Raw genomic sequence first — 13452 nt, forward strand, 5'->3', positions numbered from 1 at the left:
TGGCTCAAACGTGGGTGTTAAACGTTCAGCTTTTAGAATAGAAGCCTGAAAGCCAGTGATAACAGGGATGATAGAAAATATTAAGAAGCTCTCAAATGACCTTTAGAGGGCTGGTTATAGGCCCCTAAAAGATTCCTTGACGGAGTACTAGAGGGTGTTCGAAAAGTTGATGATTTGTGTGTCGTACATGATAGAGCGGTGAGACTATCCCTGCCCAGAATAGTATTTTCGACATAGGTGAAATGGAAGAGGCATGTAGTGCCCTTTGGATGCATCCCACTTTTGCAAATTTGAAAACCCACTTTTGTAAGTGAAGCGGGTTTCGCCCGCTTCACTTACAAAAGTGGGATGCACCCGTGGCCCTTCCACTTCACCCGCTCCACATTTGAAACATGACCCAATACACCGATGAGGCTTTTTTCTACAAATGAGGAGTCTGGGATGCCCACTTTACTGCTCCTTCACACAGCCAGCTTCATCAATAAAGATTCGGTAGAGCTACGGAGTTGCCGCCCACCACCATCCTGTTTTCTCTGGAGGAATCAGTAGACGGAAGCAGCGAACCAAATTTTGTTCCCTTCCTCTCATGTCACCCCAAATCCTCCTGTACCTGTTAAGCCGCCGTCAAAACCGTTTGCATCTACAGTCGGGATTCACCCTGATAGAACTGCTGGTTGTGATCGTGATCGTGGGCATCTTGGGAGCTATCGCACTACCTAGCTATTTAAGCCAAGCCAATAAAGCTCGCCAAACCGAGGCCAAAACCTATGTAGGGGCCATTAATCGTGCCCAACAGGCCTACCACATGGAGTACAGCACATTCGCGAATTTGCAAGATTTAGCATTGAACATCTCAAGCTCGACGCAGTTGTATCGCTATGCCTCTGCTCCGGCCCCGGATGACTTGAGTGCTAACACCACAGCCATTCCTAACTTCAATTCGACTGTTGCCTATAGTGGCCGTGTTTGGCTTGTGTCAACAGCGGGTACAACCTCTTCCGTTTTATGTGAGGGAACCTCCAGCATCCCTCCTGCCATTCAAGGAACAACCTGCCCTTAAGAGAAAGTTTGAGAAGTTAATGATTCGTCAAGGCAGTCTCTCGCCATCTAACCTTCTGTTCCTGAAAAGGCATTTGAAGTATGGCTTTTTATCGGTGCAGAACAGGAGGAAGCAACCTCTACCAGGACTTTTCAAATATCTCTTAGGAATAGCTAAAACGTTAAGTTTTGTACTATTCAAAGGTGAAACTTAATCTTTCGAGAATCTTTTTTCGATAGATTCTAACGTGAATTAAAGAAATGGGTCGCTGCACGATTGAGACAGTTACCCCCTCGGTGCATCTCATTAGCTAATTCTCAATCAAACCTCTGAACTAAAGGCATCACACGCTCATCAAAATGTGTGATGCTTTTTTTTGACGCATTTCAGGGATATCTGGATGACTCGCCCCCGGTTTTCTAATACTGCTACATGGCAGCAGGCTGAAATATTAATGCAGCCAGTTTTTATTCGCTTAGTCGATAACCTTCGGAAGGAGTTGGATCAATCTCAGTGGCATGGTCGCTATCAGGAGGAGGCTATCTGGCCCGATAGTGTTCCCTTAGAAACTCGCAGCTATGTGATGGAATTGCAGCAACAGTTAGCGAAAGCCGCTCCTGAGCAAGCCCTGACTCTGGAGGAAGCCTTAGCCCGTTTACCCAAACCCCAGCCCAGCTACACCCTTTGTCTTGAACGTAATGGCAGAACAGTCACCTTAGACCTGTGGCAACTCTGTTATCAAATCTGTTTTTCGAACTACCATCCTTTGCTGCACCAGGATGAAGAAGTGACGGTGGATGTCGATACCTCATTGCTCGATGAAACAGGCGATGTAGATTGGCAACGTCTGGATGCAAAGACCCACGAAATTGTGCATCAAATTTTTGCCAGTCTTTCGCCCCAGGATGACGAGAGCTCTTAACCAGGTTTTTGCTGTACCAAAATCAGGGTTCTGTCCCATTGCGACGTGTGCTGAAAAGATCACCTCATGCCATTTCAGCACATGTTGTGATGAGTTGAGAATCCTGCATGGGGCTCTAGTCGTTCGTCAAGTGAACTTTGCCTGGTTGCCGAGTGGACTACTAGTACGCTGAGGCGGAAATCCATCACCTATGTTTTTGTGTAGGGTGCGAAGCACCCTACACAAAAACATAGGTTGCGAACTTAGGCCGCAGCCTACTAGGTTTTGATGCAAGATATGAGTGAAGTACTATCAATAAGTATTTGATTTGTTATGTCTGCCCTTTCCAGTAAACTCGAAGCCATCCTGTATCTCAAGGGCCAACCGCTGCCTTTAGCGCGGTTAGCGGAGTATGCTGGGTGCGATCGCCAGACCACGGAACAAGGGCTGATCGAACTAATGAATGACTATGGCCATCGAGACTCTGCTCTGGAGGTGGTGGAAACTTCAGAGGGCTACTGTCTGCAACTGCGACGAGAGTATCAGGATCTGGTGCATTCCCTCATTCCCGTAGATTTGGGGCTAGGAGCGTTGCGGACATTGGCAGCGATCGCTCTCAAAACCCCCCTAACTCTAACGGAACTGGTAGACCTGCGGGGTTCAGGGGCTTATCAACATGTACAGGAATTAGTGGAGCAAGGATTTGTCAAGAAACGCCGCAAGTCTGATTCGCGCTCAGCTTCCCTCCATGTAACTGACAAGTTTCATCAGTATTTTCAGGTTGAAAAACTACCGAAAATTTCCATCAAAGCCCAAGTTGTTGAAGCTGATGCTACGGAGCCTGTCGAAGAACCAGAAGACGAACCCGAATCAGCTTAGTGGTTCGTGACCCGAACTTTGGCTAGTCCTGCAAGGCGGGAATTAATTGAGGTTTGATAGTCTGGGGTACGAAGCACACGACACCAGCAATTCTTATTTTGGAATCTAACCCAAAAATAGCCCGCTGAAGGCGGGCTATTTTTGGGATTCAAAGCTGAGAATTGCTGACACGACACAACCAATTGGATCAAAAACGTCGTAAGGTTTAACAGGGGAATAATGAGTGGTAAGCATAGCTGAATGATGTAAAGGAGAGGGTGACTGCGCCGCAGCTACCCTCTCCTTTACATCTATTCTTAAGGCAGTAGCGGTGTGAGCACTGTGGTAATGCCAAATGATGCGATCGCCCCGCCAGAAACGTAATTAATCCATCGCAGTAACTTGGGTTTGAAATGAAGCCTGAGTGCCCAGCAAAGACTACAAAACGTTAGCCACCATAGAACTTCACTGATGAGTACTCCTAGACTGAAATTCATTGGGTTATAGGTGTTTGTCGAACTAATTCCTGCCATCCAATTCAACACAAAAATTGGAAAGGTCAGATCTGGTAACGCCATAACGAAGGCCAGTACAAAGGTTGTCATAAAACAGCGGCTATAACTCTTCTTTGTAATGGTGTTAGTTATGTGAGAGGGTCGAGCCAGTAGGATTCTAACTCCTACATAGCAAAGGAACATACCACCTAGCATATGGAGCCAGAAATGATAATCCTTCAATACATCTGCGACTGAATTAACACTTAATACAATTAGGATGCTGTAGAGGGCGATCGCTGTTGCGCTCCCCATTCCCGAAACGACGCCCGAGAGCCAATTCTCTGCAAGCGTTCGACGCAAGCATAAGATAGCAACAGGGCCAATGGGAGCCGCATACATGAAGCCAATTGTGCAACCTTCAACAAAACCATAACTCATCGTGAATACACCCCTTGCTATCCTAAATAAAGGGATGAAAAGAAGTAGCCTTTAGATTGAGAAAGATGCAATAGCTCCCCTGAAGAGAGCGTGGAATATTACATCTGGTTCAACAGCAGGAAACTTATCTGGGATAATGAAGTTTGTGTAAATAGTCACATATTTAGAGAGAATAAACAATAGTTTCTTAGCATACAGCGCCTTGCGCTTGAGTCAGACACGGTTGTTTTTGTGAGAGCCGCGCGGAGCGCGGCTCTCACAAAAACAACCAGGTTTTAAGCGCTTGAAAAACGCTGTATATAAATATCCTTATTGAATTATATTCGTAAGAAGTATATGTTAAGAAGCTATGCGTTCTGTTAGAATTTCCTGTTACATTCAGTGTGTTGATTTGTTGTCAGCATAGGGATGATGGCTTCTTGTATTAAGGTCACTGCTTTAGCTACTATTGCATTAACTTAAGAAAAACTTAATTCCTTCTCGTATCTTTTGCCCTCTGTATCCATCCCTCATAAGTCTTTTCCCCTCCTCTGTTCGCTTCTCATCCTATTAACTGAATCCTTCAAAGTTTAGATTTATTCATCAAGGCTCATAAACTTTAGATGGGCCAAAATTCATCCTATTAAAAAAGGTTCACTCTTTGAATGAGCCGTTGGCTGTTCTGTAAACCTCCATGAGTTTTCATTGCGAACCATTGCTCTAAACTCAGCCATTTCAAATTGGGGTGGTAGCGTAGGAATTACGCCAAACAAACTGCAGCAAACGCTACTTTCTGCGGTTTTTGCATCTTTTAGGAGAAAAACAATATGGTCGTTTCCGCACCCCTTACTTTGGGTAGTGGCAATGTTTTTCATGCCCGTTACGACAACTTTATTAATGGTCAATGGGTACCTCCCGTTAATCGGCGGTATACCGAGAATCTAACTCCAGTTACGGGACGGCCTCTCTGTCAGGTAGCAGACTCCGATGTAGAAGATTTGGAAGCAGCTTTGGATGCGGCCCATGCTGCAAAAGATAAGTGGGCCGATACCTCGGTAGCCGATCGGGCTCGCATCCTGATGAAAATTGCCGATGTGATGGAAGAGAACCTGGCGAAGCTGGCCGCAGCGGAAACCTGGGACAACGGCAAACCTATCCGGGAAACCACAAACGCAGACGTGCCCCTGGCGATCGACCATTTCCGGTATTTCGCCAGTTGCATTCGCGCTCAGGAAGGCACCCTCGGTGAATTAGACAGCGAAACAGTTGCCTACCACTTCCATGAACCCCTTGGCGTCGTTGGGCAAATTATTCCCTGGAACTTCCCGCTCCTGATGGCAGCCTGGAAGCTCGCTCCTGCACTGGCCGCTGGCAACTGCGTTGTGCTGAAGCCCGCTAGCCCCACTCCGGCTTCTATTCTGGTGTTGATGGAATTGGTTGGTGACCTGCTGCCTCCTGGCGTGCTGAACGTGATTAACGGCAAGGGTGCTGTGATTGGTAAGGCGTTAGCAACCAATCCTCGCATTGCCAAAGTGGCTTTCACCGGGGAAACCACCACAGGCCGCCTCATTATGCAGTACGCTTCCCAGAACATCATCCCGGTGACCCTGGAATTGGGCGGCAAGTCTCCCAACGTCTTCTTTGAGGATGTGTGCGCCGAAGATGATGATTACCTGGATAAGGCGATCGAAGGTCTGGTGCTGTTTGCCTTTAACCAGGGTGAGGTTTGCACCTGCCCATCACGAGCATTGATTCAGGAATCGATTTACGATCGCTTCATGGAGCGCTGCCTGGATCGGATTCGCAAGATCCGCCAGGATAACCCCCTGGATCCCAACACGATGATGGGAGCCCAAGTTTCCCAGAACCAGATGGAGAAAATCCAGTCTTATGTGGATTTGGGACGGCAGGAAGGGGCTGAGTTGCTGATTGGGGGCGATCGCGCGCATCTCTCCGGCGACTATGCCGATGGCTACTACTATCAGCCCACCGTCTTCCGGGGCCACAATAAGATGCGCATCTTCCAGGAAGAAATCTTCGGTCCGGTGTTGTCGGTAACCACCTTTAAGGATGAAGCGGACGCTTTGGCGATCGCCAATGACACCCTTTACGGCCTCGGCGCTGGGGTATGGACCCGTGACACGGGCCGCGCTTATCGGATGGGTCGTAAGATTCAGGCAGGCCGTGTCTGGGTTAACTGCTACCACCTCTACCCGGCCCACGCCGCATTCGGAGGCTACAAACAGTCCGGTATTGGCCGTGAAACTCACAGGATGATGCTGGATCACTATCAGCAGACGAAGAACATGTTAGTGAGCTATAGCCAGAAGCCACTTGGGTTCTTCTAAGGTGAAACGTTGATGCTGCGTGTGCACACGCAGCATCAACTTCCAAAACACGTTATCCACCCTCACTATGTCTTCCCCCGTTCATACCCCACCTCTGGTCATCGCCACCGATGAAGCCCTGTTACTCATTTCCTACCTCAAAGCTCAGAACGGCCCGCTGATGTTTTACCAATCAGGAGGGTGCTGTGATGGGAGTGCCCCGATGTGCTATCCCGATGGGGAATTTTGGCTGGGCGATCGCGATGTCCTGTTAGGAGAAATTGGTGGCTGTTCCTTCTACATCAGCGCGTCGCAGTACGAGTACTGGAAGCATACGCAACTGATTATTGATGTGGCTCCGGGACCGGGGGGTAGTGACTTCTCCCTGGCGGGACCGAATGGAGAGCGGTTTATTACCCGATCGCGCCTTCTCGAAGCTGTTGAATAATGGCTTGGTAACTATGGAGGTGTGGGATGCGATCGCGTCATACACCTTCTTTCACGTCGATAGTCCTACATAATCGGGTTAACCTCAGTTCGGGTTAAGGGCGTTTTTGGTGCTGCGCAACGCGCGGCACTCGAAAACGCCCTTAACCCGAACGTAGCTTGTCAAAAATCACGGTCTGCTTCTAAGCGCGTAACGCTATAACGCTATAACTGTTACTGGCACCCCTTCACATTGCGTCTTTATGGCCCCTTTTATAACAGTTGACGGACAAGACACCATCTCGCTAGCTCAGGCGTTTCGCTACCTACAACGGACGGGCGAGTTGGACTCCGTGATCAGCAGCATCATGAAGCAGTATCTGCTAGAACGTGAGTTTCGGCAGCGGACAGATCTGGCGATCGCCCCAACAGAGATAGAACAACAGGTTCTAAACTTTCGGCAGCAAAACCAGTTGACCGATAGTTTTCAGTACCGTGAGTGGCTACAGAGCCAGGGGCTTAATGAGGAGCAATTGCATGAGCAGATTGCCATGGAACTGCGGCTCTATAAATTTCGGGAGTGGCTAGCCAGCACGCAACTGCAAGAGTATTTCATTGAGCGGAAGCTGTTTCTTGATCAGGTTGTTCTCTCGCGCATTGTCGTAACCGAGCAGGAGTTGGCCGACGAGTTATATCTGCAACTGAAGGATGGAGCCAGCTTTGAGAATCTGGCACGGGAATACTCGATTACGGAAGACCGATTATTTAATGGAATGTTTGGCACCCTGAGCCGGGGAAACCTGCCCGACGATCTGCGGGCCGCTATTGATACAGCCATGCCAGGGACGGTGTTAACGCCTATCCCTGTGGAAGATAACTGGTATATTTTCCGTCTGGAACACGTCCTACCTGCCAATCTGGATGATCCCAACATTCGCCAAGGCTTGCAAAATGAACTGCTAGAACGGTGGTTAGTGGACCAGTTACAGCATTTGGATGTCGATATTCAAGTGGGTGATGATTAAACGTTGGTTTTTCGTGCGTGAAGCGCACGAAAAACTCACCTTCCAACGAGCTTTAAAGCGTGCCCTAGGACTTGTCATCGACTGCGAATTCTTCTAAAACTTCCCGAGCAACGATGCGCAGAGCCGCCTCATGGGTAGACGCCAACACGACTGGGGGAGCGAACCCGGCAGCATAGGCTTCCTTCCAACGCGAGGCACAGAGACACCAGCGATCGCCCGGTTTCAGTCCAGGAAAATCATAGGCCGGTCGCGGAGTACTCAGATCGTTGCCCTGCTGTTTCGTGAATGACAAAAACTCTTCCGTGACCTCTGCACAGATGACGTGGGTGCCCAAATCGGTTGGCCCCGTTTCACAGCTTCCATTTCGATAGAAGCCAGTCATGGGTGAGGTGCAACAAACCTGAAGGGATTGGCCAAGCACATTCTTGCTTTCCATCGCGGCGTTCCTATTCCTGAGGGGAAGTTTCACCCTTCATCATAGATAGGACTTACACAAGTCCACTATATTTAATGCATCTTGTTATGAGGTTAAGCATTTCAGGACTTACGCCAGTTTGCCATTCGTAGTGTATTTGTGTTGTGAGTGGGGTGCTTAGCACCCCACTCACAACACAAATGTGTAAGTTCTGAATTTATCGGGCGAACGCTGGTACTACAACCTCTGCATGGCGCTCTACCAGCTTTGGTACTTCCCCAGGACGGACGCGGGTGTGGCGAGATTTGTCGGGCATGACCAGGGCAGGGCCTGCTTTGCATTGTTTCATACAGCCCGTGCCCCGTACGGTGACATGGTCGGTCAAGTGGCGATCTTCCAGTTCCTGTTGAATGGCTGCCATCACCTCTCGGCCGCCTTTTTTGCAGCAGTCAGATTTCTGGCAGACCAGGATGCAGGCCTTAGAGGAGTTTTTAGGCTGATTCTCCTGCGGAACGGCTTCGCGCATGCTGCGATTGGGAAAGGAGGCGATCGCCGGAGTGACCTCAGGCTGAAATGCTGGAAGAGGTTTGAGAGAGTCGAGGGAAACGATGCTAACGTGCCGGGCCTTGTACTTGACCGAGCCATCTCTTTCATCAATGGTTTGTTCGCCTACGACTCGCATGCCCACACCCAGTTGAGGCAACGGAAAACAAGCGGCCCGAGCTTCCTTGCTGAGCTTGATGGAAAGCTCACTCCCCGCGATCGCCAGCCGAACCCCTTTGACTTTATAGCCATCTTTAACTAGAAACCCTAGAAATTGACCATCTAGTTCAAAACGAAGAGAGTGCTTGTGCTTGCCCATGATGCCTATTCCTACTTGCAAATTAGTACTAACTAGCTGCCCAATAAGGCCAAAACCGTAAAAAGAATGGGCCAGACTAGTGACCCAACCAGGAACGCATTAACCAATTCACGTGTTCTTGGCGAGAACCCTTCCAGCGAAACAGCACACTCCACACCTGAATCGCAGCCCATGGGGAAGTAATGTCGACCCGCAGGCTACCGTCGCTCTCACATTGGCAAGGAATATCGAGCTCTTGTAAGCGATCGCGTACGAGCCAGCGATCGCCCAGAGGTACGGTAATTAGCAAGTTTTGTAGCGTTTCTAAGGAGGGGGTGGGGGTTCTGTTCATGGAAGTAACGGAGACAGTTATCGCAAAAACTGCAAAGGAGGCAAAGAGGGCACTATTCGAGGACCAGACCCACAACTTAGCAGTCGCAGAAGCCGAAACTTACAGCAAGCAAGGCTTTCAGATAAGTGAGGTACCTCTTATAAGAGCCTGACTACCCGAAAGACCTCAGACTTAGTTGAGAAAACTAGTCAATAAGCCCTTCGAGATCTACGATACGATACAGGCGTCGTATTTGCAAATGACTTTCATTAAGCCTTCACGGTTTCTGCCTGAGATATCAAGGTAAATTCACGGAAAACCAGGGCTCTCAGCCATAATGACTTCCGTTGATCCCCCTACTTTTCATCCCAATTCAACAGGTGACTGGGCCTCCCCGGTACCAAATGGAACGATGAAATGGGATGTAGAACCGCAACCCACATCCCATTTCATTGCTCCATTGAGCAACAGTTCTTGTTCTCTCCGGGTGAAGCTGTGCTGTTCTTCCATCTAAGGAAACCCCAGTTCTGCGTACGTAGAGATTCGCAAACTAGTAGGCTGGGGCAGAAGTGTACAACCTATGTTTTGTGTGGGGTGGGAAGCACCCCACACAAAACATAGGTGATGGATTTCCGCCTCAGCGTACTAGTAGGCTGAGGCCTAAGTTCACTTGTGTGGGGTGGGAAGCACCCCACACAAAAACATAGGTAATGGATTGCCACCTCAGCGTACTAGGCGTTTTCAGGAGTGGCATATTGCCTTGCTCTCGAAAATCCTACTAACCCAAATTGGTATTGCATCAGTCTTATTTTTTATGGATGAGCGGATGGGGCGATCGCTGAATCCACTTGAGATACTTTCAAGAGAAAAAATCAAAGTACACTCTTTGCCAGTGTGAAGCATTCGCAAAAAGGGCACCCTGAATTCTGAGAGGTGGTGACAAGAGGGGGTGATGCTGGATGGCCTTTGGCATAAAGCATAATCCTCCTTGAATCGGGTTTAGCAATCCTCGTATCAGCTTAATCTTTCGAGCGCAAGTATCACAGGGCATGAAATTTCTTGAGAGATTGTTACCATTTGCTGATTTTTAAGCGGAGTCGAGTAGGATTTGGCTATTCACAACCTTCCTCCTCTCTGGCGATTTTTCGGAGCTGATTTTATGTATTCAAGCGAAAGAAATGTAGACAGTATTGTGCAACAGGGTTATACCGTAAAGATTGGAGACTACATCCAGCGGGGTTGGGGCGTTATGCAACAAAACCTGGGTGGCTTCATTGGGTTTACTGTTGTCATCGTATTGATTTCCCTCATTCCAGCAGCATTAGGTCAACGCTTAGGCCCATTGGCAAGCTTGGCCGTTAACGTTATTAGCCCCATCCTTTTGGCCGGCTATCTGATTGTGGCGTTCAAAATTCTAAAGCGACAATCCACAACGTTTAATGATTTCTTCCAGGGGTTTAGCAACTTCCTGCCAATTTTCCTGACCAGCTTGCTGGTTAGTATTTTCACGTTTCTAGGCTTTTTGGTACTGATCCTGCCAGGCGTCTTTCTAGCTGTGGCTTATGCCTTCTCGATTCCCTTTGTTGTAGGGCGTAAGTTTGATTTTTGGGAAGCTATGGAAGCCAGCCGTAAGGTGGTCACCAAAAATTGGTTCCCAATGTTTTTGTTTTTGCTTGCTATCGTTGTGCTCAACGTTGTTGGAGCATTACTGTTAGGCGTTGGTTTGCTCTTCACAATTCCGTTGTCTTATTGTGCGATCGCCGTAGCCTTTGAGGACATCGTTGGCTTGCCGATCTCAGATAGCTCAATTGCCTGAGAGAATGGCTGAAAAGCCTGGAGAAGTTTGATTTTCCTCGCAAAAAAGCAACTTTTCAAATAATATGTGGTCGAGACTGACAATCTCTTTCACGCTTGACCAACATCTCTATCGCTTGTCACCTGTCCGATTGCGGCATTAGTCATGATGCAGCAATCAAATTTCAATTAATTGCCAGGCTTTATTTTAAAGGCTTCTTTTCTCGTGCAAAGCGCACGAAAAAAAGAGCCTTTTAGCCAGCTTTAAAACACGCCTTAAAACCCCGGTGTTTTCAAAAACACCGGGGTTTTGCGTCCTTTGCGCAAGCTGTATTGATGCCCTTTAGGAAATGGCACCCGTACAATAGACAATGTATTTGTTTCTTGTTGTGGTCCTGTGTTTTTGCCAAAACCTAAGCAACTTGCACTTTTATTGGCCCTGATTGCTGGAAGTGCTGTCTACACCTACTCGTATCACACACTGGATGCAAACTTCCTGTGGAAGAGTTTAGTGGTTCTTCTGCCCGTGCAGGTAGGTGCCAGTATTTATCTGGCCTATCTGTACTGGAGCGGTAAAATTGCTGGAACACAACCGCAAATTAAAAAAGCAGACGATCAAGAGCCACGAATTAAAATTGATCCATAAAGGAAGAGCGTGAGCGCCACACCCCTAATCCCTCAAAGCATTTGAAGGTTCAATATCAAATCCGCTTAAATAACCGCCCTAAGGGACGACGCAACCCTGGCATCATGCCAGGGTGCATCCCACTTTTGTAAGTGAAGCGGGCGAAGCCCGCTTCACTTACAAAAGTGGGTTTCCAAATTTGCAAAAGTGGGATGCACCCTCATGCCATCCCTTTAAGGGTGTGGAATTGGCGATCGCCATAAAGTCTGAAGACGTACTTGGGGCGATCGCAATCTCCACTAATTGTCTTGTAAATCACTGTCTCTCAGACCGTATTCGGCCTGTGCCTCACTGATAGCCCGTTGGGTTTCTGTCCCCATCACCCCATCCAGAGGGCCGTAGTAAAATCCTTGATTGCGCAGCTTCCACTGCAAATCGAGAACGCTATAAGGGCCTTCGGTATCTGCTGGAGGTAACTGTGCAATAGGGGCTAGAGCCGGAGCCGGGACTGGGGCCGCGGTGGGTAGGCTGGGAGCCAGGGCTGGTTGTGATGGGAGAGGCTGAATGGGATCTGGGGCGGTACTGATAGGCGGTTGAGCGGCTACAGCGGTTTGGCTGAGGGCATCTTGTGTCGATGCTCCTACCACGCCATCGGGGTTTAACCCCTGAGCTTGCTGAAAGGCGATCACGGCCGCTTCTGTGAGCGAACCAAATACGCCATCGATAGCACCCTGGTAATATCCCAGGGACGACAAGCGACTTTGTAAGTCGGAAATGGCTATGCCAGAGTCTCCCACTTGCAATAGATTGTCATTTGCTGTGTCACTGCTGGCTGGTTGCAGAGCAGCCCACGTACTGGGGCCAACTACCCCGTCGGCTGTCAATCCAAGACTTTGCTGAAAGGCGATCACCGCATCCTGGGTAGCGGTGCCAAAGTAACCTGTAATTTCTTCTTGAAAGAACCCTAGATCAGCCAGTCGGGTTTGTAGTTCGGTGACAGCATCGCCGCTATCTTCTAGAGATAGGGAACCTGTTTGTGCCGTTTCTATGGCCTGGCTGATTCGAAACTCTGAGGATGCTATAGGATTGGCGATCGCACTTCTCTGAAACCCACCCAATACTGTAACGAGGGCGGCCCCCTGTAGAAGGGCAATGCTGAACGTCCCAACCAACCCGATTCCGTTTCTACGGAAGAAATGACAACGCATCATAATCGTCGCTGTGACGCCTCTTTGATGTCTATATATTGAGCCTTACGGCAATTTTTCGTGTCATTGTACGCTATTTTCTGATGAACGAATCAAGAATTTTGTGTTGACTGGGGAGGTGCGTGCAAAAGAAATGAAATCCTGGCCTCAGGAGTAACGTTGCCCGATACACTATTGCCAATCCTCTGATTGAACAGGTTCAAATGTTATGCAATACGGCCCCGGCACAGCGGCCACGTTTCTCTACTACTTCACCAGTACAGCGGTAGTTTTTACCCTGATTGCCGCCAAAGCTCTGGGCGCAGGTATTGATGGGGTTCCTCAGCAAGTGGGGTTGCTGGGAGGTCTTTTGGGAGGTTTGGTCGGAGCCTACTTCAACCGCACGATCACCTTTACCGTCGAGACCAACGGTAAGGATGCCGCCTCCAAAAAACTCATGCAAGCCCTCAAAGCGATGGGTTATGAGAAGAAGTCGGATGCAGACGGAATTGCCCTTTATGAGCGTAGTGGGCCGAGTAAACTTCTCTCCGGCAAAGTTTTTGTTCACCAGGAGGGGAAAAATGCAACCATTGCCAGCCGAGCTATTCACGTTAAAGCTCTGAAGCGACTGATTTAAGAAGTCCTACTCTAATAAACCTCAGTTCGGGATAAGCTGAAGTGCTCATTTTGGCGTGCGCTTTGCGCACGCCAAAATGAGCGTTTTCGAGTGCCGCGCAACGCGCGGCACTCGAAAACGTCCTTAACCCGA

General features: G+C 48.8%; 14 protein-coding genes. 9 read left to right on the forward strand and 5 right to left on the reverse strand.

The genetic code is table 11. The features are described from left to right. Positions 1-586: 586 nt before the first annotated feature. From H6F91_RS05805 to scpB, 3 genes are all read left to right on the forward strand, one after another. Positions 587-1060: a type IV pilin-like G/H family protein gene (locus H6F91_RS05805; RefSeq protein ID WP_190773721.1), complete on the forward strand. Its 474-nt coding sequence runs from the start codon at positions 587-589 to the stop codon at positions 1058-1060. A 379-nt stretch (positions 1061-1439) separates the two neighbouring features. Continuing rightward, positions 1440-1961, forward strand: coding sequence for a hypothetical protein (locus H6F91_RS05810; protein ID WP_190773722.1), 522 nt, complete (start codon positions 1440-1442; stop codon positions 1959-1961). Positions 1962-2273: 312 nt separating this feature from the next. Then, complete coding sequence (gene scpB / locus H6F91_RS05815; RefSeq protein ID WP_190773723.1) at positions 2274-2819, forward strand: SMC-Scp complex subunit ScpB; 546 nt, start codon at positions 2274-2276, stop codon at positions 2817-2819. A 296-nt stretch (positions 2820-3115) separates the two neighbouring features. Here the strand turns inward: scpB and H6F91_RS05820 are convergent, their stop codons facing one another. Further along, complete coding sequence (locus H6F91_RS05820) at positions 3116-3733, reverse strand: LysE family transporter (protein WP_190773724.1); 618 nt, start codon at positions 3731-3733, stop codon at positions 3116-3118. An 806-nt stretch (positions 3734-4539) separates the two neighbouring features. Here H6F91_RS05820 and H6F91_RS05825 point away from each other — a divergent pair. The 3 genes from H6F91_RS05825 to H6F91_RS05835 all read left to right on the forward strand — a co-directional run bounded on the left by H6F91_RS05825 (position 4540) and on the right by H6F91_RS05835 (position 7490). Then, the gene (locus H6F91_RS05825; RefSeq protein WP_190773725.1) at positions 4540-6060 is read left to right on the forward strand and encodes an aldehyde dehydrogenase family protein; all 1521 of its coding nucleotides are present in this window, start codon (positions 4540-4542) and stop codon (positions 6058-6060) included. A 67-nt stretch (positions 6061-6127) separates the two neighbouring features. Next, on the forward strand, positions 6128-6487 hold the full coding sequence (locus H6F91_RS05830) for a DUF779 domain-containing protein (protein WP_190773726.1): 360 nt from the start codon (positions 6128-6130) through the stop codon (positions 6485-6487). 241 nt (positions 6488-6728) lie between these two features. Continuing rightward, complete coding sequence (locus H6F91_RS05835) at positions 6729-7490, forward strand: peptidylprolyl isomerase (protein ID WP_190773727.1); 762 nt, start codon at positions 6729-6731, stop codon at positions 7488-7490. A 64-nt stretch (positions 7491-7554) separates the two neighbouring features. Here the strand turns inward: H6F91_RS05835 and H6F91_RS05840 are convergent, their stop codons facing one another. The 3 genes from H6F91_RS05840 to H6F91_RS05850 form a co-directional block, all read right to left on the reverse strand. Beyond that, positions 7555-7926, reverse strand: a complete 372-nt coding sequence (locus tag H6F91_RS05840) for a DUF2237 domain-containing protein (protein ID WP_190773728.1) — start codon at positions 7924-7926, stop codon at positions 7555-7557. A gap of 196 nt (positions 7927-8122) precedes the next feature. After that, the gene (locus tag H6F91_RS05845) at positions 8123-8767 is read right to left on the reverse strand and encodes a (2Fe-2S) ferredoxin domain-containing protein (RefSeq protein WP_190773729.1); all 645 of its coding nucleotides are present in this window, start codon (positions 8765-8767) and stop codon (positions 8123-8125) included. 76 nt (positions 8768-8843) lie between these two features. After that, complete coding sequence (locus H6F91_RS05850) at positions 8844-9098, reverse strand: Asr1405/Asl0597 family protein (protein WP_190773730.1); 255 nt, start codon at positions 9096-9098, stop codon at positions 8844-8846. A gap of 1138 nt (positions 9099-10236) precedes the next feature. Here H6F91_RS05850 and H6F91_RS05855 point away from each other — a divergent pair. Then, complete coding sequence (locus tag H6F91_RS05855) at positions 10237-10893, forward strand: hypothetical protein (RefSeq protein WP_190773731.1); 657 nt, start codon at positions 10237-10239, stop codon at positions 10891-10893. Between the two features lie 381 nt (positions 10894-11274). Beyond that, positions 11275-11517: a hypothetical protein gene (locus tag H6F91_RS05860; RefSeq protein ID WP_190773732.1), complete on the forward strand. Its 243-nt coding sequence runs from the start codon at positions 11275-11277 to the stop codon at positions 11515-11517. Between the two features lie 278 nt (positions 11518-11795). Here the strand turns inward: H6F91_RS05860 and H6F91_RS05865 are convergent, their stop codons facing one another. After that, positions 11796-12707, reverse strand: a complete 912-nt coding sequence (locus H6F91_RS05865) for a peptidoglycan-binding protein (RefSeq protein ID WP_190773733.1) — start codon at positions 12705-12707, stop codon at positions 11796-11798. Between the two features lie 205 nt (positions 12708-12912). Between H6F91_RS05865 and H6F91_RS05870 the strand changes: the two genes are divergently transcribed. Continuing rightward, positions 12913-13320, forward strand: a complete 408-nt coding sequence (locus H6F91_RS05870) for a hypothetical protein (RefSeq protein WP_190773734.1) — start codon at positions 12913-12915, stop codon at positions 13318-13320. Positions 13321-13452: the final 132 nt, after the last annotated feature.

The sequence above is a fragment of the Leptolyngbya sp. FACHB-8 genome (genome assembly GCF_014695575.1).
Lineage (GTDB): Bacteria > Cyanobacteriota > Cyanobacteriia > Elainellales > Elainellaceae > Vacuolonema.

Coding starts and splice junctions, on each gene's coding strand:
- H6F91_RS05805 (WP_190773721.1), top strand. CDS start 587: ATGTCACCCCAAATCCTCCTGTACCTGTTAAGCCGCCGTCAAAACCGT.
- H6F91_RS05810 (WP_190773722.1), top strand. CDS start 1,440: ATGACTCGCCCCCGGTTTTCTAATACTGCTACATGGCAGCAGGCTGAA.
- scpB (WP_190773723.1), top strand. CDS start 2,274: ATGTCTGCCCTTTCCAGTAAACTCGAAGCCATCCTGTATCTCAAGGGC.
- H6F91_RS05820 (WP_190773724.1), bottom strand. CDS start 3,733: ATGAGTTATGGTTTTGTTGAAGGTTGCACAATTGGCTTCATGTATGCG.
- H6F91_RS05825 (WP_190773725.1), top strand. CDS start 4,540: ATGGTCGTTTCCGCACCCCTTACTTTGGGTAGTGGCAATGTTTTTCAT.
- H6F91_RS05830 (WP_190773726.1), top strand. CDS start 6,128: ATGTCTTCCCCCGTTCATACCCCACCTCTGGTCATCGCCACCGATGAA.
- H6F91_RS05835 (WP_190773727.1), top strand. CDS start 6,729: ATGGCCCCTTTTATAACAGTTGACGGACAAGACACCATCTCGCTAGCT.
- H6F91_RS05840 (WP_190773728.1), bottom strand. CDS start 7,926: ATGGAAAGCAAGAATGTGCTTGGCCAATCCCTTCAGGTTTGTTGCACC.
- H6F91_RS05845 (WP_190773729.1), bottom strand. CDS start 8,767: ATGGGCAAGCACAAGCACTCTCTTCGTTTTGAACTAGATGGTCAATTT.
- H6F91_RS05850 (WP_190773730.1), bottom strand. CDS start 9,098: ATGAACAGAACCCCCACCCCCTCCTTAGAAACGCTACAAAACTTGCTA.
- H6F91_RS05855 (WP_190773731.1), top strand. CDS start 10,237: ATGTATTCAAGCGAAAGAAATGTAGACAGTATTGTGCAACAGGGTTAT.
- H6F91_RS05865 (WP_190773733.1), bottom strand. CDS start 12,707: ATGATGCGTTGTCATTTCTTCCGTAGAAACGGAATCGGGTTGGTTGGG.
- H6F91_RS05870 (WP_190773734.1), top strand. CDS start 12,913: ATGCAATACGGCCCCGGCACAGCGGCCACGTTTCTCTACTACTTCACC.